This is a genomic window from Petrotoga sp. 9PW.55.5.1 (genome assembly GCF_003265365.1).
Classification (GTDB): domain Bacteria; phylum Thermotogota; class Thermotogae; order Petrotogales; family Petrotogaceae; genus Petrotoga.
In genome coordinates this window covers 49,889-72,534 of record NZ_AUPM01000046.1, presented here as the reverse complement: position 1 = coordinate 72,534, position 22,646 = coordinate 49,889, and the positions used below count along the sequence as shown (strand labels likewise).

The window sequence follows — 22,646 nt, the reverse complement described above, 5'->3', positions numbered from 1 at the left end:
CTAAAAAACCAAAATGTGTTAACACTTATTTATAGATAGATTATATCATAAATTTAACCATATTTATTTAATAAACTTATGTCTCCAGAATAATATTTTTTACTCTTTCCAGAATCATCTAAAATTTCCAAATAATCTGAATGAATTTCTTTGATTCTTCCAGAAATAATTTCCGTGTTTTGATCTTTGATTTTAACAGGATCACCATTTTTTATATTTAACCTTTTTAACCAAATCTTAGTTACTGCAGATATAGACTTGGCTTTAAAATATTTTAAATAATAAGAATGATAAGCAATATGATTTATTTGTGTGAGTAATTTTCTTAAAGATAATTCTTTCCCTAAAAGATTTTTTAAACTGGTTGAATAATCTTTGAGTTCATTAGGTAATTCATTATTAACGTTTAGACCTATACCTACAACAACACAGGCGGGATAAGTCCCCTTGTATATACTTTCACCTAGAATTCCGCAAATTTTTTTTTCATCAACTAAGATGTCATTTGGCCATTTAATAATAGGATTTAAATTGTACTTATTTTTTAGTATATCATAAATTACCAGAGAATACATTCTAACATAATAATATGGGATTAAAGGTCTCTTGCGGGGTTTAAACAAAACAGAGAACCAAAGCCCTCCAAGGGGAGAATACCATCTGTCCTTTTTACGTCCATAACCTTGAGTCTGTTCTAAAGCCCAAACAACTGTTTCTGAAGGAAGTTCTATCCAATGATTTTTAATATAAATATTTGTTGAATCAACTTTATCTAGAACTATTAGATTATCTCCTATCACAGTAAAAAAGCTCCTCCTTTAACAAAGTCAAATTTATTTCTTTATTAATTATAATATAAAAAAGCGAAAAAGCATATTCTAAAAATTCTATATGATATAATTATTTGGAAAGAAAGTAAAAAGGAGGAAAATTTCGTGATTTCTTCTCCGATAAGCAAGATTATATACAGCAGAAAAGAAAGAATTAAAAATGTTGAGTTTTTATTGATGTTAGCATACTTTTTATTAGAAATTATAGGGTATTTGTTCGTTAAAAGTTCAGTTATAAACAGCTCGTTGGAAGGAATAGAAAATCAACAGTTTATGTGGATTATTTTAGGAAACATTTTTTTTATCCTTTTAATTTTTATTCCAGAAAGGTTTATAAAGAAATATATTCCCTTATTATTTTACATAACAGTTTTATTTTTATTTTTAGTTTTGTTTTTTCCTCCAATTAGTGGAGCTAGAAGGTGGATAAGAATTGGCCCAGTTGGATTTCAACCATCTGAAATATTCAAGCCAGTATTTATATTATATTTAAGCTATATACTTTCTCAAAAGGATTCCAAAAAATTTTATTTTGCAAGTCTAATGATAATATTAGCTGCTTTGTTAATATATAAAGAACCTGATTTCAGTAGTACAATTATTATCTTACTTACATGGTTTGTTCTTGTTTTTGTCTCTGGTAATTTTGAAAAAGTCTGGCAATATAGTATGGGATTAGGTTTGATAGCCGCTCCGTTTATTTTTTTTAACCTTCAAGAATATCAGAGAGGGAGAATTATAGGATTTTTGTTTCCTCAAGAGTATTCTTTGAGTTATTATTATAATACAGCTCAGGCTATTAGAGCGGTGGGTTCGGGCGGACTTTTAGGACAAGGTTATATGAGTGGTTATATGAATTTAACCCAGTCAGTTCCTGAAAGTCACACAGATTTTATTTTTTCAGTGATTGGTGAAGAGTTAGGATTTTTGGGGGTGTGTATCGTTTTATTACTCTACTCAACTATTATCTGGAGATTGTACGAAGGCTACAAAAGAAGTGAGAATTTATTTTGGGAACTCTTCTATGTAGGAACAGCGTTCATGATATTCTTTCATGTGTTTCAGAACATAGGAATGAATTTAGGGATACTCCCGGTTACAGGTATACCTTTACCTTTAATATCAAATGGGGGAACATCTTTTGTTTCATTTTCTATATTATTAGGTATAGCTACTAAAGGTCTAATGACTGAAAAGAATATAACGAGGTGATGCTATGAAGCTGATTGAAACTCTACCAAATATTAGCGAAGGTAAAAATATAGAAATAATAGAGCAAATAAAACATTTATCTGATAAATTTGAAAGGGTTTGGTTCATTTCATGTAGAAGAGACGAATATTTCAACAGAAGTTTCATCAGTTTAGTGGGCGACTTGCCTCAAATTGAAGAGTTCTTATTTCAAATGGTCAGATTATGTATCGATAAAATCGATTTAAGAAATCACACCGGATATCATCCAAGAATCGGAGCGGTAGATGTAATTCCAATAATCCCCTTGCTTTCCGTTAATCCACAAGAAGCAAACCAGCTTGTTGAAAGACTATCAAAAAGGCTTGCTGAAAGTTTAAGTTTACCAATATATCTTTATGAAAATTCTGCCAAGACTGAAAAAAGAAAAAACATTAATTACATTAGAAAAGGTGAGTTTGAATTTCTATCAAAAAAAATGGCTCTTCCAGAATGGAAACCAGATTTTGGGCCCGATACGCCCCATCCCACTGCTGGTGCCACAGTTATAGGAGTAAGAGATTTTTTAATATCCTTAGAGTTTCACATAAGTACTTTTGATAGATGGCTTGCTGAACAAATAAGGCAAGAATTAATCATAAACATTCCCGGAAGTGTTTTTTTGGAAAGAAAGCAAAACAGTAGGTTTAGTTTGACTATAAACGCAAAAGAAGGGGATATATCTCTATATCTATTATATAGCGAAACAAAAAAGATTATTAATCACTTCGGTTGTGAAATTGAAAAGGTTACTCTTTCATCTCCTTTAACGGGCAAATTGTTTTTGCAGTCTTTTAGAAGTTTGATAGGTAATTTGGATGGAGAATTATTTACAATTGAAGAAATTTTGTTAAATAATTCAGAGATAACTAAAAATATGAAGGTAGAGAACAAAGATTGACTCGTATTATTGTAATAGGACCTATAAAAAGTGAATTCATATTATTAGGAATAAATCAGTATTTAAAGTGGATAGGAAAATACGAAAAAATAAAACTAATCCAAATACCTTTATCAGGAGATTTAAATAAGTTGTCTCCATATGAATACAAAGAAAAGGATTTTACAAGAATTAGTGATTATTTTTCTGGCTCCTACAATATTGTAATGGATGAAAATGGCGAAGCTTTAACCTCAATAGAGTTTTCAAAGTTTTATGAAAAAGCTAAAAGTACTTCTGGTAAAAAATTTATTAACTTTCTAATTGGAGGCCCTTTAGGACATTCAAAAAAAATTTTTAATTATTGTGATAAGATTATATCTTTATCAAAATTTACTTTTACACATGAACTATCTGTTTTACTAATTTTAGAACAATTATTTAGAGCTAATAAAATACTTAAGAATGAAAAATATCATTATTAAAATAACTAAAATTAAGAAAAAAAATCAAGTGTATTTCTGAAATGGAAGGGAGGAAAGCATACATACAGTATGCGAAATCAATGAATAAAATGTCTATAGTAGGTGCTCAATGGGGAGATGAAGGTAAAGGAAAAGTTGTTAACTATTTTTCAGAAAAATTTGAATGGATCGTGAGATTTTCTGGCGGAGCAAACGCTGGGCATACAATATATTATAAAGGCAGAAAATATGTAAATCATATGTTGCCTTCTATAACTCCTCGATCTGATTCAAAAGGTTTTTTAGGAGCGGGAATGGTATTAGATTTAGAAAAATTAGTTGATGAACTTAATGTTTTAGAAAATGATTTTCCTGGAATATCTTCTAGGTTTTATATAGATTTAGAAACATTTTTAGTTTTACCTTGGCACAAAGAAGAGGATGAAATCATCGAAAATATGAGAAAAAAACCAATTGGAACAACAAGAAGGGGAATTGGGCCTGCTTATACTGATAAAGTCTCTCGTGAGGGAATAAAACTTTACTATTTATTTGATGAAAGATTGCTTGAAGAACGTTTGGATAATATCTATTACCTAAAAAAGAGCCAATATGGGGAAAAGTTAAAATCAAATAAAGACGACGTTATTGAATATTTATTAAATGCTAGAAACAATTTGGAAAAGTTGAAGGTTAACTATGCAAGTGCAGTTGAAATGGGGAAAGTTTTCCGTAGCACATCCGTACTTTTTGAAGGAGCACAAGGGGTTTTATTAGACTTAGATTTTGGTACATATCCTTTTGTAACTTCATCTTCTTGTATGGCTCATGGGGTTTCTTCAGTAGGTTTCTCAACATTTGAATTAGACGAAGTCTACGGTGTACTTAAGGCATATACAACACGTGTAGGGGAAGGTCCTTTCCCAACTGAGATATTTGGAGATGAAGCCAGTAAGATAAGAAAATTAGGAAATGAATTTGGAGCAACTACAGGAAGGCCTCGCAGAATTGGTTGGCTAGATTTACCTGCTTTAAGATACGCCAAGATACGTTCAGGACTAACCGGACTTGTAATTACAAAAGCTGATGTATTAAATGGAATAGATAAAATAAAAATATGTACTCATTACGAAGTGAACGGAAAATTAAAAGACACCCCCTCCTCTTCTTATGATTTCTTTGTTGCTAAACCGATATATATTGAATTAGATGGTTGGACAGATACAAACGAAATTAACTTTTTAAAATACCTTTCTTTTATTCAAGAGGAAGTAGGTGTAGATATAGATTACATTTCGTATGGTCCAAAGACAGAAGAAATGTGTTCTAAAAATCATCTTGTGTTAAATATTCACCGTAAATGAAAATAGGGGTGATTAAATAATGAAAATATTAACTTCTCAAGAAGCAAAAAATATTGATAAGATAACTATTGAAAAAGGTATATCATCTGAAATTCTTATGGAACAAGCTGCTTTTGCAGTAGCTGACATAGTTGAAAATTATAACCCTACATTAATTTTATCAGTTGTATCCAAAGGTAACAACGGTGGTGATGGGGTAGCAACTGCAAGAATTTTAAAAAATCGTGGTTATGATGTAGAAATACTAATAGTTGGAGACCCCGAACAAGGAAGTAAAGATTTTAAAAAACAGCTTGAAATAGCGAGAGAGTATCAGATTGATATTTTTAATTACAAAGACATATCTGTAGATATGAAAAAGTATGATTTAATAATTGATGGGTTAATTGGAATTGGTTTAAAAGGTGAAGTTCAAGGAGAAATTTCCGAAGTAATAAAAGAAATAAATAACGCGGGAGCACGTGTCATTTCTATCGACATACCTTCTGGTATATCAACTGATACTGGAGAAATTCTAGGCCAAGCGGTAGTAGCAGACGAAACCGTAACCTTTGGATTTTTAAAGATAGGTCATCTATTATATCCCGCTAGAGACTATTGTGGAGAAATAAAAATAGCTCCTTTATCCTTCGATAACTCTTTACTAAGTTCTATAAATAGGGAATTAATAAGAGACGAATTAGCAAAAAGCTTACTACCTTATAGACCAAACGACTCTTACAAGTATAGATTCGGTTCAATATTAATCTTGGCAGGTAGCAAAAAATATCCAGGAGCCCCTATAATCACGGCCATTGGGGCTCAAAGAACGGGTGCTGGGTTAGTAAAATTAATAACTCCACAAGATTCCTCAGATATTTTAGGTTTGGAACCCTCTGTTATTTATAACTCTTTGAATAAAGAATATTTTGAAGAGGATGATGTTCTATATCTAAAAGAAGATATAGAAAGATCAAACGTCATAATAATTGGTCCTGGGATAACAGAAAAGGCTATAAGATTTGTAGATAAAATAGTTAACCAATATAAGGATAAAAAAAAGTTTCTTCTGGATGCTGATGCTTTAGCTCTTTTAAAAGACGAGAATACGCAATTAGGAGAAAATTTCGTCATAACACCTCATGTTGGAGAATTAGCGAAAGTATTTAAAAACGTTAAAAACGATGTTTTTACTTTAGAAGATTACGCAAAAAAAATCGATTGTACAGTAGTTTATAAATCTTCTACTACTATAATTACTAATGGTGAAGAAACTTACTTCAATATATTTGGAAATTCCAGTCTAGCAAAAGGTGGGTCAGGTGATTTGCTATCTGGAGTAATTGGTTCTTTTATGGCTCAAGGCCTGCCTCTAATGCAAGCATCTGTTTTGGGAAGTTATTTAGTTTATAAAACAGCGCGTGATTTATCCGAAGAATACACAAGCTATTATGTAACTCCACGGTTGATCGCGGATAATATATACAAAACCATAATTAAGTTAGAAAAATAAAATTGAATTATCGGAGGATGAAGAAAATTATATACATAATATCAGGAGCTGGCCAAAGAAGCTCATTAAATTTTTATAAGCAAATGACAAATAAGGCCTCTTTAACGATAGCATGTGATTCCGGAATAGAAATATTCAAAAAAATTAACTTTCCACCCAACTATCTCATGGGAGATTTTGACTCAGCAAAAACTGAGGATATTTTATGGGCAAAAGAAAACGGTACTATTATATTAGATTTTCCTAAGGAAAAAGATGAGATCGATACAGAATTAGCACTTATTTTTTTAAGAAAAGAAAAGAAAAAGGACGTAATTTTGTCGGGGGTTTTAGGAAACCGAATAGATCAGGAATTGGCAAATATTTTTTTATTGGCTGAATACATAGACTTAAACCCTATCATATTTGAAGAAGATATCAAAATTGGGGTAGTAAATAAAAAAGTAACAGAAGAAGCAATCCCCGAAGAGAGTTGGTCGATACTAAGAATAGGTGAACCCGTCTATGGTTTAACTTTAAAAGGGTTTAAATACTCTTTATATAAAAAAAACCTTGATAATTTTAAATCGTTAGGAATAAGCAATTACGCCGCTGAAAATCAAGTTGAAATATCAGTTGATAATGGAATTGTAATTTATATCAGATGGATAAATAAAAGGCATTAAGAGGTGGATAAAAGTGTGGTTAGTTTTGACTGATTCACATGATAATATGGATCTTATAAAAAAAGTTCCGAAGTTAGTAAAGGAATATAATATTAATACAATCTTTCATTGTGGAGATTTTGTTTCTCCATTTACTTTGCCGTATATTATTCAGGATGAAATAGATTTTTATGGGGTATTTGGTAACAATGACGGAGAAAAACTATTGTTATATGAAAAATCCAAAAAGAAAATAAAAAATGGTCCCATTACGATTGAAAAAGAAAACAAAAAAATCTTTTTGATGCATGAGCCTTATTCTTTAATGGCCGCTGAAAATTCAGGGATTTATGATTATATATTTTTTGGACATACCCATGAAATAGTACAACGAAAAACTGGCAATACGGTGATCTTAAATCCAGGAGAATTTTCAGGATGGCTAACAGGTAAATCAACTTATGGTATAATAGAGCTTAAGACAGGAACAGTTCAGATTAAGGATGTGTGAAGCATTGAAAATAAATAAGGTTGAATTAATTAAAACGGCATATGATATTCGGAGTCTTCCTTCCGCTGATAGAAAAGAAATAGCCTTTGCGGGAAGATCAAATGTTGGAAAATCAAGTTTTTTGAACGCACTTTTAGGAATTAAAATCGCTAAAGTAAGTTCTAATCCTGGTAAAACAAGATCCATAAATTATTATTTGGTTAATAATGAATATTACTTTGTAGATCTACCAGGTTATGGATTTGCAAATGTTTCAAAAACAGAAAAAGAAAGATGGAATATATTAATGAACAAATACTTTGAAAACAGGGCAAATTTAACCACTGTTTTTTTGCTAATCGATCATAGACATTTACCGCAAAAACTTGATTTTACAATGGTTGAATGGCTCAAGAATTTAAACATACCTTTTATATTTCTTCTAACAAAAGCTGATAAATTAAAGAAAAAAGAAAAAGTGCAAATGTATAACAATATTAAAAAAAGTCTTTCCATCTATGGTGAATATTTATATATACCAATTTCTTCCAAAACAAAAGAAGGTTTAAAAGATGCTTTAAAAACAATAAGCGTAGTACTTGGAGAAAATGGTTAAAATCAAAATATGAATTTAAAGCTCGAAAGGGAGGGTTTAAATGATTAATGAAAGAACGGTATTAATTCCAGGGGAAGTTTCTTACAGCAACATTTCTCAGATTTTGAATTCTGAATCATTGAAAAAAATAATTATAGAATTAATTCATGATGCTGAAGAAACAAATAATACGTTATATCCTTTTTTTCAATTATTTTTAAAAAACAAACAACAACAAGAAATTGAAGAAAAGTATGATATAGAACAAATAAGGCAACTTCTGCTTGCCTTATCTATAAACACTTTGGATCACCTTGATGAATCTTCATATTTCAGTTTTCCAAAGTTAGGGGCATACAGAGAAATTCTCGCATTGTTTGTAGAAGATACTTTCAACTTATGGCGTTCTAAGCATAGATTTATGACAAAAACAGATTCCTTCAGTCATGATTCAAAAAAGAGAATTCATAAGCAGATATCTCTTGTAAAAAATAACTCGGATTTAAAAAGTTTAGTTTTAAGCGTTTACAGACAGATTATGGTTAATATTTCTGCTTCTAGAGTCAAAGTTCTAAGACAACTACCAAGTGGAGCGCAAGCAGGGTTTATTGTCGATAAACCTCAATTTAAAGAAGACATTAAAATAAAGAATGCAGATTTTTTGTACGATATGAGTTTTGTTTGGAGCGTAGTTTTAGAACCTCCTGTTATATTTTATACACAATCAAATAAAAGAAGAGGGATTTTTAAAGTAGTAGATAAACCAATTCTCGATAAAATTAACATAGATAATCCAGATGATTGGATTGTATTTCCAATTCATGTAAATGACAAATTAATATTTGTCGTTGTTTACAAAGAATATTTTGCTTTAGCAACTGGATTGGCAAACCTTTTTGAGTTTGCGAATTTTGAAATTTTAGAAGAAGTTAAACCAGATGGAATTTATATATTGGGCATAGACAAATCTTTTTTTGAAAATGAAGAAGACTATAATGGAATAATTTATAAAGAAAACGACGGAACATATGTAGGATTAGTAGGTAACGATCCGTCAATTGATTATTTTGGATATATGAAAAAGATGATATTAACCATTCATAATTTAATCGTTATCGATGAAGACAGACTTCCTATACACGGAGCCTTGGCTGAGATAAAATTAAGAGATGGAAAAAGTTATAACGTAATGATAATTGGCGATAGTGGAGCAGGAAAATCAGAAACCTTAGATGCATTAAACAGGATAAAGAAACAAGTTTCAGAGGTGAATATACTCATAGATGATATGGGTTCTTTAGATATTTTAGGGGATGGTACAGTTGTAGCGTATGGTACAGAGACTGGGGCTTTTGTAAGACTCGATGATTTGCAACCAGGATATGCGTATTCTGCCATGGACAGAAGTATATTTATGAATCCCAATGAAATAAATGCACGTGTTATAGTACCTTATTCTAACTATGAAGATATTATAAAACCAACAAAGATTAATTACTTTTTTTATGCTAATAACTACGAAAAAATAGATGAAAATAAACCAGTAATAGAATTTTTTGATGATGTAGAAAAAGCCCTTGATATATTTTCAAAAGGTGCCAGAATGGCTAAGGGTACAACTGCCGAAAAAGGTTTGACATACAGCTATTTTGCTAACCCATTTGGTGCGATACAAAGGAAAGAAAAACATGAAAAAATTGCCAGATCTTTTATGGAAACAATGATCAATTCTAATGTAAAAGTTGGCGTTCTTCGTACGCAATTGGGAATAACTGGTTATGAAGAAGATGGACCTTTAATAGCAGCTCAAAATCTTTTAAAATTTTTGAAAGGCGAAAAAAATGAATGATTTAGTAAAAAGAACGGCTCAACTAATAATTGAATCTAATTCAATTGCGGTATTAAGTGGAGCAGGGATGTCAACAAATGCAGGAATACCTGATTTTAGAGGTCCCAATGGCATTTATAAAAAAGCGGAGATAGATAATCCAGAAAAAATTTTTGACATAGATTATTTTTATAAGGATCCTTCTTTATTTTATAAATTTCATAAAAAATTTCTAAATTATATTACTCAAGCCGAACCCACCTTCACACATAAATTTTTAGTTCAACTAGAGATAGACGGGAAATTAAAAGGAATAGTTACTCAAAACATCGATTCATTGCATCAAAAGGCTGGTTCAAAAAAGGTATATGAAATTCATGGTGGTTGTTGGAAAAATCATTGTATAAAATGTCAAAAAGAATATTCACAACAAGAGATTTATCAGAAAATTGAAATAGAAGAAATTCCAAAATGCGATAAATGTGGAGAAGTTATAAAACCTGATCTAGTTTTTTTTGGAGAACCTGTTAAATATTTAACCGAATCAGAAAATTTGATGAAGCATTCTGATTTAGTACTGGTTCTAGGATCTTCCTTAGCAGTTGTTCCCGCTGCTATGTTACCCTCTTTAACAAAAGGAAAGGTAATTGTTGTTAATAAAGGAGAAGTGTCAAATTGGTACCTGACTGAAGAAAAATTAGCCTTCATTGTAAATGAAGAACTAGATACTTTTTTTAAAGAAGTTGCTGACGAGTATAATAAATTAAAAAAGAAATAAAAGTCGGAGGTGTTTAATGGATCCACAATGGGTTTATATAAAAGATTTTAAAGAACATATAGAACAGGTTGTTGAATTTAGAGGATGGGTATGGAATAAAAGAAGTAGTGGAAAAATTGCATTTCTTCAATTAAGAGATGGGACAGGGATTGTACAAGGAGTTGTTGAAAAAAAGAATTTCGATGATGAGGCGTTTGAAAGAATCAGAAAGATCAAGATGGAAAGTAGTATTATATTGGAAGGTGTTGTAAAAAAAGACGAAAGATCCTCTAAAAACGTCGAATTACACGTAACATCATTCAAAATAATTCACGAACCAAATGAAGACTATCCCATATCAAAAAAAGACCATGGTATAGATTTTTTGATGGATAATCGACATCTATGGATAAGATCTCGAAGACAGTTTCATATATTAAAAGTTAGAAATGAAATACTAAAAGCTATAAGAGATTTTTATAACAACAATGATTTTACACTAATTGATACTCCTATTTTTACAGGATCTATAGGTGAGTCAGCTGGAAATACTTTTAAACTTGAATACTTTGACTATGGAGAAGTTTATTTAGCTCAAACTGGACAACTTTATTTGGAAGCGGCAGCAATGTCTTTAGGAAAAGTTTATAACTTAGGGCCTACATTCAGATCAGAAAAATCAAAAACCAGAAGACATTTGATAGAATTTTGGATGAATGAAGCAGAAGTTGCTTTTTACAAGCATGATGATAATATACGATTACAGGAAGAACTCGTTTCCTTTATTGTAAAAAGAGTCTTAGAAAATGCCAATGAAAATCTAACTGAACTTGGTAGAAATATTGACAGACTCCAAAAGATAGAAGTTCCATTTGAAAGATTAACCTATACAGATGCTATCAAGTTCTTAAACAAAAAAGGATTTGACATAAAATGGGGAGAAGACTTTGGAGCTGATGAAGAAAGCACCATAGCATCTCAGTTTGAGAAACCCGTTTTTATAGAAAAGTACCCCCGAAGAGCTAAAGCCTTCTACATGCAACCTGATGAAGATAATCCTGATGTAGTATTATGTGATGATTTACTAGCTCCTGAAGGATATGGTGAAATTATAGGAGCGTCTGAAAGGATTTGGGAAGAAAGTTTACTGATAGAAAGATTAAAAGAATTTAATTTGCCCGTTGATCAGTATCAATGGTATATAGACTTAAGAAAGTACGGAAGTGTTCCTCATAGTGGATTTGGTCTTGGAATAGAAAGGACAGTAGCATGGATATGTGGATTAGAGCATATAAGAGAAGCAATCCCATTTGCAAGAACATTATATAGAGTATATCCTTAACTTGTCAAAGGAGTTTTTTTAATGTCAGAAAATACCAACACTAGTCAGAAAAGAATAATTGATCCATCTCAAACAAATGAAGATTATGGTGCAAAAAAATTAAGACCAAATTATTTAGAAGAATTCATAGGTCAAAAAAACATAAAAGAAAAGTTAAAAGTAGCTATCCAAGCTGCAAAAATTCGAAAAGAAGCTATGGACCATATTATTTTAGCTGGACCTCCAGGTTTAGGCAAGACCACACTTGCATACATAATATCTAATGAAATGGGTGCTAACCTTCAAATAACCAGTGGTCCTGTGATAGAAAAAGCAGGAGATCTTGCTGCTATTTTAACTAACTTGGAAAAGGGAGACATATTATTTATAGACGAAATCCATAGGCTGAATAGAACAGTAGAAGAGATATTGTATTCAGCAATGGAAGATTTTCAACTTGATATAGTAATAGGCAAAGGCCCATCAGCGAGGTCTATAAGAATAGATTTACAACCTTTCACATTAGTTGGAGCAACGACAAGGTTGGGACTTATAGCTCCCCCATTAAGAAGTAGGTTTGGAATAATATTAGAGGTTGATTTTTACACTCCCGAGGATTTAACCCAAATTATCAAAAGAAGCTCTGATTTACTTAACATAGAAATAGAAGATGAGGCTTCAATTGTTTTGGCAGAAAGATCTAGAGGAACACCTAGAATAGCAAATCGTCTACTCAGAAGGGTAAGAGATTATGTCCAAGTTTCTAAAAAAAAGATTATAAAAGTTGAAGATGTGTACAGTACGATGAAATTGTTAGAAATGGACGAAGATGGTTTAGATAAAATGGATAGAAAGATTTTAAGAACCATAATAGAAAACTACGAAGGTGGACCTGTAGGAATAAACGCTTTAGCCTCTTCTATTGGAATAGAACCAGATTCAATAAGCGAAGTGTACGAACCCTTTTTATTACAATCTGGATTTATAATAAGAACTCCTCGTGGAAGGGTTGCTACAAAAAAAGCTTATCAAAGGTTAAATTATCCCTTTAAAACTGAAAAACAGAACATAAGTTTATGGAGTGAAGTTGATGAGTAACTTTTTAATAGAAAATTATCTTTCTTTAAAAAAAGAAATAAAAGAAATATCAGAAAAATGTGGACGAAATAAAGATGAAATCACACTGGTAGCAGTTTCCAAAAATTTTCCATCAGAATATATAAAAAGTATTTACGATGTTGAACAAATAGATTTTGGAGAAAATAAGGCTCAAGAATTAATAGATAAATGCAAACAATTAAAAGATTTAAATATAACTTGGCATTTCTTGGGAAGAATTCAAACTAATAAAATTAAATACATAGTTCCTATTGCAGAATACATACATTCTGTTTGTAGAAAAAAAGAGCTAGACGAAATACAAAAAAGGGTAGAATCAATAAAAAAAACACAAAAAATATTTTTAGAAGTGAATGTATCTGGGGAAGAAAGTAAAGCAGGATTAACTCCACATCAATTAAAAGACTTTTTGGAAATGGCTACAACCTATAAAAACATTTCAGTAGTTGGGCTTATGACAATGGCTCCTTTTACAAAGGATACAAACATTATAAGAAATACATTTTCAACATTGAGAGAGATAAAAAATGATTTAATTAAAAGTTATCCGTCAATAAAAGAATTATCAATGGGGATGACCAACGATTATAAAATAGCTATTGAGGAAGGGGCAACATTCTTAAGGATAGGAACTAGAATTTTTGGAAAACGAGTCTAGTTTTATAGGAGTGATATCATGCTAAAAATTGGTGCGCACATGAAAATATCTAAAGGATTCAGCAAAGTGCCTGAAGTTACAATAAATATCGGTGGAAATACATTCCAAATCTTTACTCATTCACCAAGAGTATGGCGGATAACAAAGTTAAAAGAAAATGATGTAAAAGGGTTCAAAGAAAATATGAATAAATTAAACATTAATTTTGAAGATGTTTTAGTTCATTCTAGTTATTTAATAAATTTAGCTTCTCCCAAGGAAGATGTATGGGAAAAATCAATAAAAACGATGATAGAAGAAATTAAAGCAACAAATGATTTAGGGATAATTCACTATAATTTTCATCCTGGCAGTCATTTAAATGAAGGAGAAGAATTTGGGATAAATAGAATACTCAAAGCGTTAGATTTAATCTTTAAAGAAGTAGAAGCTACCAACGTTATAGTTTTATTAGAAAACGTTGCTAAAAAAGGATCTAATATAGGTTATTCAATGGAGCAATTAGGAAAAATAATAAACACTTCTTACTGGAAAGAAAGGCTGGGAATAACTTACGACACATGTCACGGTTTTGACTCAAACTATGATATAAGAGAAAAAGATGATGTGAAAAGATTAATCAACGATATTGAAAGGAATATGGGGTTAGAGAAATTAAAAATGATACATTTAAACGATTCAAAGTATGAAGTTGGGGCAGGAAAAGATAGGCATGAATTTATCGCAAAAGGATACATCGGAAGAAAAGGATTCGAAACCTTTCTTTCTTTTAACGAGTTCAATAAACTTCCACTGCTATTAGAAACACCTGGAGACGATCCAGAACACAGTCAAGACATAAAAACTATAAAAGAAATTTTTGAAGGTTTGAAAAAATAAAAAAGAGGCTTTAAGCCTCTTTTTTATTTGGTGGGCGCTGTAGGGTTTGAACCTACGGCCTTCTGCGCGTGAAGCAGACGCTCTCCCACTGAGCTAAGCGCCCAATCTTTCTATATTATACAACATAACTTCAGAACTTGTCAATTAAAAAATCCCCTTTAAATTTTTATAAAAATTTTTATAATTTCTAGACATTGTAAGTAAAATTATGTATAATAATATATATATGTATAATAAAGGGGGACATATATGTACTGTTTTGAAAATCTTTTAGAGATAAAAGGTAGGGAATCTGAGTTTCAAAATAAGCAAATAAGCATAAAAGGTAAGATATTCCGTATTGAGGAAAATAAAGGTATTTATTCCCTAATTATAACTGATTACACTTATTCTTTTATTTGTAAATCCGAAAATGAATTAACAAAAGGCAAATGGTTTAGATTTGAAGGTAGGTTAGAATACGATATCGAATTAGGAACTTTTTATTTAAATATTGAAAAAATAAAACCAGCGGTTCCAATAATAAACCATGATCTTTCTGTTGATAAAAGAGTTGAACTTCACACGCATTCAAAGATGAGTACAAAAACTTCAATTTTAGATATGCAAGAGTTAGTGGACCAAATTTCTTATTATGGGCAAAAAGCGGTCGCTATAACCGATAATGAAAATATTCATATTATTCCATATTTTTACGAATATGCAAAAAAGAAAGGAATTAAAGCGATATTCGGGTGTGAATTGAACGTACATGAAGGGAAAAAAGGTATAACAAAAAACATAAACGTATTGGTTAAAAATAAAGAAGGATTAAAAAATCTATACAGAATAATAACTATATCTCATATGAACGTTGTAAATAAAAAAGCGGTAATATCGTTTTCTGATTTAAAAAACTTAAGGGAAGGGTTGTTGATTGGTTCTTCATTGGATGGATTTTTGTTGTACAGCTATTTAAACAATCTTCCATCAGATAATTTAAATGATTGGATTTCTTTTTTTGATTATATAGAAATTTTCCCAATAGATTGCTACAACGATTTAAACTTAAAAAGATCTAAAATAATTGATTTTTCTAATACAATATATAAACTTTCTAAAAATCTTAAAAAACCTCTTGTAATGTCTGGAGATGTACATTATTTAATGAAAGAAGATAAAGAATATCTAGATGCCATGATAATTGGAACCTCTAACAAAAACAATCCAAAAAAACCTAGTCAAAATATAAACTATTTAAGAAATACCTCGGAAATGTTGGATGAAGCCATTAAAATTTTCAAAAAAAGAGGGATAGCCAAAGAAATAGTAGTAAAAAATACAAATAAAATTGCAGATGAGATAGAACAAATTGCACCTTTTGATTTTAAGTTGAAAGTGCCAAAAATTCCTAAAATCGATAAAAACTTGAAAGAAACGGTATATTTAAACGCTAAAAAGATATATGGTGAAAAATTACATCATAAAATTATTGAACGAATTGAAAAGGAATTAAGCAGCATAATAGGAAATGGATACTCAGTAATATTTCTTACATCAGCAGAAATGGCAAAGAAATCACTTGAAATTGGATACCCTATAGGATCAAGAGGTTCAGTAGGATCTTCTTTTGTGGCTTTCCTTTTAGGTATAACAGAAGTTAATCCACTACCTCCGCATTATTACTGTCGAAGATGTGGCTATATAGAATTCAGTGAAGATCTTAATTTGAGTGGATTTGATTTAAAAGAAAAAGGATGCCCAAAATGCGATTTTATTTTAAGTTCGGATGGTCATAACATCAGTTTTGAAGTTTTCATGGGATACTCCGGAGAAAAGATCCCAGATATAGACATTAACTTTTCTGCCGATATCTTCAACGAAATGCAAAGATTTTTGGAAAAAAAGTTTGGACAAGACCGCTGCTACAAAGCAGGAACAATAAGTACAATATCGAGATATAATGCTTTAAAAATTGCCTACAACTATTTCAAAAACGAAGAGATGAATTTAGCACAACTAATATGGGTTTCCCAAAGAATCAAAGGAGTAAAATTGAATACAGGTCAGCACCCTTCAGCAATGATAGTAATTCCAAAAGAGTATGATGTTCATGATTTTACTCCATATCAATACTCAGCTAACTCCCCAGAAATAGGAATCGTTACTACTCACTATGACTTTAAAGTCTTAGAAAATGATCTTTTGAAAATAGATGTTTTATCTCATGATGGCCCAACTTTTTTAAAAATGCTTAGAGACTTAACAGATTATAATTATAACAATATAACGATGAATGATGAGAAGGTTCTTTCGCTCTTTGCTTCCACAAAAGAACTTGGTGTAGATCTTTCTGATATAAACACGGAAATAGGAACTCTGGGAGTTCCAGAAGTCTGGACACCGTTTTCTCATAAAATGCTCAGTGAAACAAAACCAAAAACTTTCTACGACCTATGTAGAACTAACTCACTGGCTCATGGTACAAATATATGGTTCAATAACGCTAGGGAAATAGTTTTTAAAAACATGGCAGATATAAAACAAATCGTTAGTTGCAGAGATGACATATTAATCATGTTGGAGCACTTCGGTGTAGAAGCTAAAACAGCGTTTCAAATTATGGAAAAAGTAAGAAAAGGTAAGGCACTTACAGATGAAGAGTTAAATGCGATAAAAAATTCAAAAGCTCCAAACTGGTACCTTGATTCTCTAAAAAAAATTCATTATTTATTCCCAAAGGCTCACGCAATCGCTTATATGATAATGGCATATAAGATAGCATATTATAAGCTTTACTATCCACTTGAATTTTACAGTGTATACTTCACAGTTAGAGGAAGATTTTTTGATATCGATATAATAATGGATGAAGATTCAACACTAAACGAAATAAAAAAATTATCAAAAAACGAATATCAGCACAATTATGAAGAATCTAATTTTTATTCCACACTTAAAACCGCTTATGAGATGAGAAAAAGAGGATATGATTTTTTAAGAGCTGATCTTTACAAAAGTGAAGCAAATACCTTTAAAATAGAAGGAAGATATTTAAGAATTCCTCTAAAAAAAGTTAAAAATATAGGTGATAAAAGTGCTGAAAAAATAACAAAAAAAAGAGAAAAACAAGTATATATTGATGAAATAATTACACTTTGAATTCTCTTCTTGAGAGGATATGATGTGAAGTTTTTATCGCGGCTGGGGTGTGGTCACAAGAAAGAGAGCTGATTTTGAATTAAACATAAATTCCCCTTCTATGATATGATACCTCCAAAGTAGACACGTAATTAATAAAAATTACAAAACTACTTTGGAGGTTTAATTCCCCTTTTTGAAGGGGTGGCTGTGACGATTATTGTCACAGACGGGGTAGTTGCTTTTGAATTGGATTTTCAATTTGTTAAAAGCAAATTAAAGAGTGACTACCCCGTCTGCAGCATAAAACGCTGCATCCACCCCTTCGAGGAAGGGGAATTAAACCGATTTTATAACAACCGTAGGTTCCAGAAAAAACTCGGATGCTTGGCTCCTGTTGAGTTCAGAAACCAAGCATCCAAATGTATATAGTTTTTATTAATTTTTGTGTCTACTTGACATGGGGCAGTTCACATGAAGGGGAATTTATGTAGATTATCTCAAACTTTTAATATGGGAAAGTGATATCTGGTATTTCAAAAGAACCGACTTTAGCAGGATCAGTTGGTATTAACAATTGTCCTTCCCTTATAAGTTTGTTAAGGTATTCAATTTCTACAAAGTATCTAATTGGGACCATGCTTCTTGTGTATTTCATAGGAGATATACTTACTCCATTTTCTTTCAGACCAAGTCTATAAACACCTGATTGAAAAGTTCTTACTGACATGGCATTTTGTATACCTTCAAAAGCGGCTGTGTCAACTCTTTTCATAGAACTTGTAAGTACATAGCCAGGGGCCATATAATCTTGATCAACGTCCACTCCTATAGCAAAGAATCCTCTTTCTAACTCAAAATATTTATCAATAATATTTTCCAAAGGCGCATTATCTGGTAATTGAAAAAGATTCGATCCTCTCTGTTTAGCAGCATCGATAACCCCATTACCAGTTGGACCTGCAGCATGGAAAACTATATCAGCGCCGTTATCCATTTGTGTTAAAGCCAAATTTTTACCTAGAGCGGGATCGTTAAAAGTGTTGGCATATCCTGAAATAACTTTTACATCAGTATTATGGAGTTCGTTATAAGTTTTAACCCCGGCTATAAAACCTGCTTCAAATTTTGTAACTGCAGGCACTGGCACTCCTCCAATAAATCCTACTGTTCCTGTTTTAGTCATCATAGCTGCCAAATACCCTGCTGGAAAACTAGATTCGTGTTCATTAAAAACATAACAAACAACATTTGAGGGCACTACCTGACCTGGTGATGGTTCAATATCTATTCCGACAAAATATACATCGGGGAATTGAGGTGCCACGTTGAATAGAACATCAGTCATCATAAAACCAACAGCTATTACCACATCTGAATTTCTAGCTGCGTTTGATAAGTTGGGTAAATAATCTGTTTGCTCAGAAGACTGAACAACAGCTATCTCGACTCCCAATTCGTCTTTTGCTCTTAGTACTCCTTCCCAAGTACCATCATTGAAAGATTTATCTCCTAGGCCACCTACATCTGTAACCATTGTTACTTTAAATGCTAAGGATGTAGAGATTAACAAAATCATAATAAAAATCATTGCTAAAAACCTTTTCATTAGTTTTTACCTCCTTTGAAAAAGTTAGTAATGAAGAAAAGAGTTTTGCATATTTATTATAACATATAAATTTAATTGCGTTTTAATATTTTTTTGTGATATATGGTAAAAAAAGTTTTATAAATTTATCTTAAAAAATAGTTCTTTCTAATTCTATTGAATATTTTCAAGCTTATATGGTGTTTCTTGATAAACACAGTAATTGAGCCAGTTGTTGAATAATAGGTATGCATGACTTCTCCACCTTACAACAGGATCTTTCATGGGATCATCTTGAGGAAAATAATGAACTGGGATATCGACATCCATACCTTTTTTTATATCTCGATGGTATTCTCTCTTTAAATTTTCAGGATCGTATTCGGGATGGCCTGTAACAAAAACTTGCCTTCCTCCTTTTTTCTCTATTAAATATACTCCAGCTTCTTTAGATTCGGCTAAAATAAATAGATCCTTAATAGGTTCTATATCCTCTCTTTTTATTTCAGTGTGTCTGGAATGTGGAACCCAAAATAAATCATCAAACCCTCTTACTAAAGGAGAATTATTTTCAACCACAGTATGCTGAAAAACGCCAAAAATTTTTTTTGAAACCTTGTATTTATTTATTCCATAATGAAAATACAAACCGGCTTGTGATCCCCAACAAATATGTAGTGAGGAAAATACATTGGTTTTAGACCACTCCATAACTTCTTTTAACTCTTCCCAATAATCAACTTCTTCAAAATTTAATGTTTCTACTGGGGCACCGGTGATGATTAAACCATCAAACTTCCTATGCACTATCTCTGGAAATGATTGGTAAAATGTTTGAAGGTACTTTTCAGAGACATTCTTGTGATCATGGGAAATCATTCTCAACAAGACAATATTAATCTGTAAAGGGGTGTTACTTAATAAACGTAATAATTGAGTTTCAGTAGCTATCTTATCGGGCATGAGGTTTAAAATAACAATTTCTAAGGGTCTAATATCTTGATGAATAGCTCTATTTTCAGTCATTACAAATATATTTTCATTTTTTAATGTATCAAATGCGGGTAGTTTTTCAGGTATTTTAATAGGCACTTATGTTCCTCCTTTATTTTTATCTTAATCTAATAGCTTGATCCAATGCTTGATCTATATCCCAGATTAAATCTTCGGTGTTTTCTATTCCAACAGACAATCTAATCATATCTGGCGAAACTCCGGATAACAGTTGCTCTTCTTCACTTAACTGTCCATGAGTTGTGCTAGCTGGATGTACTGCTAGTGATCTTACATCACCAACGTTTGCTACATGAGAAATAATCTTTAAACTTTCAATGAATCTTTTACCTGATTCCACTTTCCCCTTTACTCCAAAGGAAACCATGCCACCAAAACCATTTTTAAGATATTTCGTTGCGTTTTTATACGTTGTATTGTTTTCTAAACCTGGATAATTTACCCAATTAATTCTTTTATCGTTTTGTAAAAATTTTGCTATACTCATAGCGTTAGAGCAATGTCTTTCCATTCGCAAACTTAAAGTTTCTATGCCTTGTAATATTAAAAAAGAATTAAAAGGACTAATAGAGCTACCTAAATCTCTTAGCCATTGAGAACGTGCTTTTGCTATATAGGCAGATTCTTTAAATCTTTCATAAAAGCTAACACCATGGTATGCAGGATCCGGTTCTGCTATCATAGGGTATTTTCCTTTGCCCCAATCAAATTTTCCACTATCTACTATAATACCTCCAATAGAATTACCGTGCCCATTCATATACTTAGTTAAAGAATGTACTACAACATCAGCACCAAATTCAAAGGGTTTAAATAAATATGGAGTTGCAAATGTATTATCAACAATTAAAGCAACTCCATTTTCATGAGCGATTTTTGAAATAGCTTCAAAATCAGGAACAGAAAGTTCGGGATTCCCAATAGTTTCAAGATAAATGGCTTTTGTTTTGACATTTAGTTTAGATTTAAAATCATTCAAATCATCAACTTTAAAGAGTACAACTTCTCTTCCCAGTCTGCTCAAAGTATTTTTAAAAAGTGTGAATGTCCCGCCGTATAAAGATCCGCAAGCAAGTATTTCGTCACCTTCTTCTGAGATATTTAGGACAGATATTGTTTCTGCAGCTTGCCCAGATGATGTAGCTAACGCACCTACTCCTCCTTCTAAAGCTGCTATCCTTTTTTCTAAAATATCTGTAGTAGGATTCATTATTCTTGTATAGATATTTCCTGATTCTTCCAAATTAAAGAGTCTTAAAGCATGATCTGAATCCTTGAAATTGTACGAAGCAGTTTGATATATTGGAACAACATTTGCTCCTGTAGTCGGATCTCCTTTATACCCTGCATGAACCATCAAAGTTTCAAAATGATATTTTCTTTCTTCCATAACAATCCCTCCAATTGGTTTTTTAAAATCAAAAAGACCTCTTTCGAAAACAGAAAGAGGTCTTAAATTTTTAATATCCTCTCCTTATCTCTCGAATTTCTTATCGCAGGATTTAGCACCTTTATCATAATAAAATGTCTATATTATGTTAGGTTGCCGGGCTTCATAGGGCCAGTCCCTCAGCCGCTCTCGATAAGGATATTTATTTTCTAAATACTAGCATATTTTTATAATAAAGTCAACCATGCAAATTTCTTTTTTTCAAGTTCTTCTCCAGTTTTTCGCTAATATAAGTAGAACTTCTCATAGAACATAGAGTTAAAATCTTCTGAGAATTTTTATTGAAAATGTAACGTATTATATAGTATAATTATTAAGGTTAATTTTTTGGAGGCAATACTGTGAAGAGGTTTGATTTACGCTCTTTTAGTTATTTGAACATGGTAATTTATTTTGCTGTAATAGTTTTGTCAAATATATTTGTTGGTCTTTTGATAGGATATTTAATATATAAATTTACTGGCCAACAAATTTGGATGGTTATTCTTATGTTTTTGGGTATTGTGTCGGGTTTGTATTCTGGTATCAAGGAGCTTTTGAGAGAGGTTGAGAAACATGAGAGAGCTGAAAAAGAAGCTAAGAGAGATAGAGATAAAAACAGTAATAATAACGGTGATTGAGTGTGTGTTTTTTTCTTTTTTCTTTTCTTTTCAATCTTTATGGGTTTTGTGGGGAGGTTTGGGAGCAATTATTGGTTTTTATTCGCTAGCTGAAGAGATAAAAAAGATGACTGTTGGTACCAAACCAAAGAAAGTTCTTCCTGGTTTTTATATGAGATATTTGTTGTACGGGGTTGTATTGGGGGTAGCTGCTTTTAATTCTGGTTATGCCCTTATGCTTTCTTTTGTTGGTTTATTTAATTTGAAAATTGTTCCTTTTATTTCGTATAAATAAGGGTAATAATTTATTTGATCTTTGGAGGA

Annotated in this window: 22 protein-coding genes, 1 tRNA gene and 1 riboswitch; of the genes, 18 read left to right on the top strand and 5 right to left on the bottom strand. The window is 31.4% G+C overall.

From position 1 onward, the window contains the following. Positions 1 to 53: 53 nt before the first annotated feature. Positions 54 to 800 (bottom strand): biotin--[acetyl-CoA-carboxylase] ligase, encoded by a 747-nt coding sequence (locus PW5551_RS07055; RefSeq protein WP_113075085.1) that lies wholly within the window; start codon positions 798 to 800, stop codon positions 54 to 56. A gap of 135 nt (positions 801 to 935) precedes the next feature. Between PW5551_RS07055 and PW5551_RS07050 the strand changes: the two genes are divergently transcribed. The 14 genes from PW5551_RS07050 to PW5551_RS06985 all read left to right on the top strand — a co-directional run bounded on the left by PW5551_RS07050 (position 936) and on the right by PW5551_RS06985 (position 14,551). Further along, positions 936 to 2,042 (top strand): FtsW/RodA/SpoVE family cell cycle protein, encoded by a 1,107-nt coding sequence (locus tag PW5551_RS07050; RefSeq protein ID WP_113075084.1) that lies wholly within the window; start codon positions 936 to 938, stop codon positions 2,040 to 2,042. Between the two features lie 4 nt (positions 2,043 to 2,046). Further along, positions 2,047 to 2,961 carry a hypothetical protein gene (locus PW5551_RS07045; protein WP_113075083.1) on the top strand — a complete coding sequence of 305 codons (915 nt, stop codon included), beginning with the start codon at positions 2,047 to 2,049 and terminating at the stop codon, positions 2,959 to 2,961. Continuing rightward, positions 2,958 to 3,425, top strand: a complete 468-nt coding sequence (locus tag PW5551_RS07040; RefSeq protein ID WP_113075082.1) for a 23S rRNA (pseudouridine(1915)-N(3))-methyltransferase RlmH — start codon at positions 2,958 to 2,960, stop codon at positions 3,423 to 3,425. Before PW5551_RS07045 ends, PW5551_RS07040 begins: the two co-directional genes overlap by 4 nt. A gap of 80 nt (positions 3,426 to 3,505) precedes the next feature. After that, positions 3,506 to 4,768, top strand: a complete 1,263-nt coding sequence (locus PW5551_RS07035) for an adenylosuccinate synthase (RefSeq protein ID WP_113075081.1) — start codon at positions 3,506 to 3,508, stop codon at positions 4,766 to 4,768. 19 nt (positions 4,769 to 4,787) lie between these two features. Beyond that, entirely contained in the window at positions 4,788 to 6,260 is a 1,473-nt protein-coding gene (locus PW5551_RS07030; protein WP_113075080.1) for an NAD(P)H-hydrate dehydratase, read from the top strand. Between the two features lie 17 nt (positions 6,261 to 6,277). Then, positions 6,278 to 6,925 carry a thiamine diphosphokinase gene (locus PW5551_RS07025; protein ID WP_113075079.1) on the top strand — a complete coding sequence of 216 codons (648 nt, stop codon included), beginning with the start codon at positions 6,278 to 6,280 and terminating at the stop codon, positions 6,923 to 6,925. Positions 6,926 to 6,938: 13 nt separating this feature from the next. Further along, on the top strand, positions 6,939 to 7,415 hold the full coding sequence (locus tag PW5551_RS07020) for a metallophosphoesterase (protein ID WP_113075078.1): 477 nt from the start codon (positions 6,939 to 6,941) through the stop codon (positions 7,413 to 7,415). A 4-nt stretch (positions 7,416 to 7,419) separates the two neighbouring features. After that, entirely contained in the window at positions 7,420 to 8,010 is a 591-nt protein-coding gene (yihA, locus tag PW5551_RS07015; protein WP_113075077.1) for a ribosome biogenesis GTP-binding protein YihA/YsxC, read from the top strand. 40 nt (positions 8,011 to 8,050) lie between these two features. Next, entirely contained in the window at positions 8,051 to 9,838 is a 1,788-nt protein-coding gene (locus tag PW5551_RS07010) for an ATPase (protein ID WP_113075076.1), read from the top strand. Beyond that, positions 9,831 to 10,595: a Sir2 family NAD-dependent protein deacetylase gene (locus PW5551_RS07005; protein WP_113075075.1), complete on the top strand. Its 765-nt coding sequence runs from the start codon at positions 9,831 to 9,833 to the stop codon at positions 10,593 to 10,595. Before PW5551_RS07010 ends, PW5551_RS07005 begins: the two co-directional genes overlap by 8 nt. Positions 10,596 to 10,611: 16 nt before the next feature. Then, positions 10,612 to 11,916 (top strand): asparagine--tRNA ligase, encoded by a 1,305-nt coding sequence (gene asnS, locus PW5551_RS07000; protein WP_113075074.1) that lies wholly within the window; start codon positions 10,612 to 10,614, stop codon positions 11,914 to 11,916. 21 nt (positions 11,917 to 11,937) lie between these two features. After that, the gene (gene ruvB / locus PW5551_RS06995; RefSeq protein ID WP_113075073.1) at positions 11,938 to 12,993 is read left to right on the top strand and encodes a Holliday junction branch migration DNA helicase RuvB; all 1,056 of its coding nucleotides are present in this window, start codon (positions 11,938 to 11,940) and stop codon (positions 12,991 to 12,993) included. Further along, entirely contained in the window at positions 12,986 to 13,672 is a 687-nt protein-coding gene (locus PW5551_RS06990) for a YggS family pyridoxal phosphate-dependent enzyme (RefSeq protein WP_113075072.1), read from the top strand. The genes ruvB and PW5551_RS06990 overlap by 8 nt, the downstream gene beginning before the upstream one ends. Positions 13,673 to 13,690: 18 nt before the next feature. Then, positions 13,691 to 14,551: a deoxyribonuclease IV gene (locus tag PW5551_RS06985; protein WP_113075071.1), complete on the top strand. Its 861-nt coding sequence runs from the start codon at positions 13,691 to 13,693 to the stop codon at positions 14,549 to 14,551. A 28-nt stretch (positions 14,552 to 14,579) separates the two neighbouring features. Here PW5551_RS06985 and PW5551_RS06980 read toward each other — a convergent pair. Next, positions 14,580 to 14,654, bottom strand: a tRNA-Val gene (locus PW5551_RS06980). Positions 14,655 to 14,800: 146 nt separating this feature from the next. On the opposite strand from PW5551_RS06980, the gene PW5551_RS06975 reads away from it, so the two are divergent. Further along, positions 14,801 to 17,692 carry a PolC-type DNA polymerase III gene (locus PW5551_RS06975; RefSeq protein ID WP_113075070.1) on the top strand — a complete coding sequence of 964 codons (2,892 nt, stop codon included), beginning with the start codon at positions 14,801 to 14,803 and terminating at the stop codon, positions 17,690 to 17,692. Between the two features lie 183 nt (positions 17,693 to 17,875). Continuing rightward, positions 17,876 to 18,103 (top strand): IS3 family transposase, encoded by a 228-nt coding sequence (locus PW5551_RS10850; protein ID WP_370445931.1) that lies wholly within the window; start codon positions 17,876 to 17,878, stop codon positions 18,101 to 18,103. A 76-nt stretch (positions 18,104 to 18,179) separates the two neighbouring features. Here the strand turns inward: PW5551_RS10850 and PW5551_RS06970 are convergent, their stop codons facing one another. From PW5551_RS06970 to PW5551_RS06960, 3 genes are all read right to left on the bottom strand, one after another. Then, on the bottom strand, positions 18,180 to 19,280 hold the full coding sequence (locus PW5551_RS06970) for a BMP family protein (protein WP_113075069.1): 1,101 nt from the start codon (positions 19,278 to 19,280) through the stop codon (positions 18,180 to 18,182). A gap of 153 nt (positions 19,281 to 19,433) precedes the next feature. Further along, positions 19,434 to 20,351, bottom strand: coding sequence for a homoserine O-succinyltransferase (gene metA, locus PW5551_RS06965; protein WP_113075068.1), 918 nt, complete (start codon positions 20,349 to 20,351; stop codon positions 19,434 to 19,436). Positions 20,352 to 20,370: 19 nt separating this feature from the next. Further along, positions 20,371 to 21,663, bottom strand: a complete 1,293-nt coding sequence (locus PW5551_RS06960) for an O-acetylhomoserine aminocarboxypropyltransferase/cysteine synthase family protein (RefSeq protein ID WP_113075067.1) — start codon at positions 21,661 to 21,663, stop codon at positions 20,371 to 20,373. 81 nt (positions 21,664 to 21,744) lie between these two features. Next, a riboswitch (SAM riboswitch) is annotated at positions 21,745 to 21,862 on the bottom strand. A gap of 202 nt (positions 21,863 to 22,064) precedes the next feature. Between PW5551_RS06960 and PW5551_RS06955 the strand changes: the two genes are divergently transcribed. Continuing rightward, complete coding sequence (locus PW5551_RS06955; RefSeq protein ID WP_113075066.1) at positions 22,065 to 22,343, top strand: AtpZ/AtpI family protein; 279 nt, start codon at positions 22,065 to 22,067, stop codon at positions 22,341 to 22,343. Positions 22,344 to 22,347: 4 nt separating this feature from the next. Then, positions 22,348 to 22,617 carry a hypothetical protein gene (locus PW5551_RS06950; RefSeq protein ID WP_113075065.1) on the top strand — a complete coding sequence of 90 codons (270 nt, stop codon included), beginning with the start codon at positions 22,348 to 22,350 and terminating at the stop codon, positions 22,615 to 22,617. Positions 22,618 to 22,646 lie beyond the last annotated feature (29 nt).

Excerpts from the sequence above, each read along its gene's own strand:
- PW5551_RS07045 (WP_113075083.1), top strand. The coding sequence starts at position 2,047 with ATGAAGCTGATTGAAACTCTACCAAATATTAGCGAAGGTAAAAATATA.
- PW5551_RS07035 (WP_113075081.1), top strand. The coding sequence starts at position 3,506 with ATGAATAAAATGTCTATAGTAGGTGCTCAATGGGGAGATGAAGGTAAA.
- PW5551_RS07030 (WP_113075080.1), top strand. The coding sequence starts at position 4,788 with ATGAAAATATTAACTTCTCAAGAAGCAAAAAATATTGATAAGATAACT.
- PW5551_RS07025 (WP_113075079.1), top strand. The coding sequence starts at position 6,278 with ATGAAGAAAATTATATACATAATATCAGGAGCTGGCCAAAGAAGCTCA.
- PW5551_RS07010 (WP_113075076.1), top strand. The coding sequence starts at position 8,051 with ATGATTAATGAAAGAACGGTATTAATTCCAGGGGAAGTTTCTTACAGC.
- PW5551_RS07005 (WP_113075075.1), top strand. The coding sequence starts at position 9,831 with ATGAATGATTTAGTAAAAAGAACGGCTCAACTAATAATTGAATCTAAT.
- asnS (WP_113075074.1), top strand. The coding sequence starts at position 10,612 with ATGGATCCACAATGGGTTTATATAAAAGATTTTAAAGAACATATAGAA.
- ruvB (WP_113075073.1), top strand. The coding sequence starts at position 11,938 with ATGTCAGAAAATACCAACACTAGTCAGAAAAGAATAATTGATCCATCT.
- PW5551_RS06990 (WP_113075072.1), top strand. The coding sequence starts at position 12,986 with ATGAGTAACTTTTTAATAGAAAATTATCTTTCTTTAAAAAAAGAAATA.
- PW5551_RS06985 (WP_113075071.1), top strand. The coding sequence starts at position 13,691 with ATGCTAAAAATTGGTGCGCACATGAAAATATCTAAAGGATTCAGCAAA.
- PW5551_RS06975 (WP_113075070.1), top strand. The coding sequence starts at position 14,801 with ATGTACTGTTTTGAAAATCTTTTAGAGATAAAAGGTAGGGAATCTGAG.
- PW5551_RS06970 (WP_113075069.1), bottom strand. The coding sequence starts at position 19,280 with ATGAAAAGGTTTTTAGCAATGATTTTTATTATGATTTTGTTAATCTCT.
- PW5551_RS06960 (WP_113075067.1), bottom strand. The coding sequence starts at position 21,663 with ATGGAAGAAAGAAAATATCATTTTGAAACTTTGATGGTTCATGCAGGG.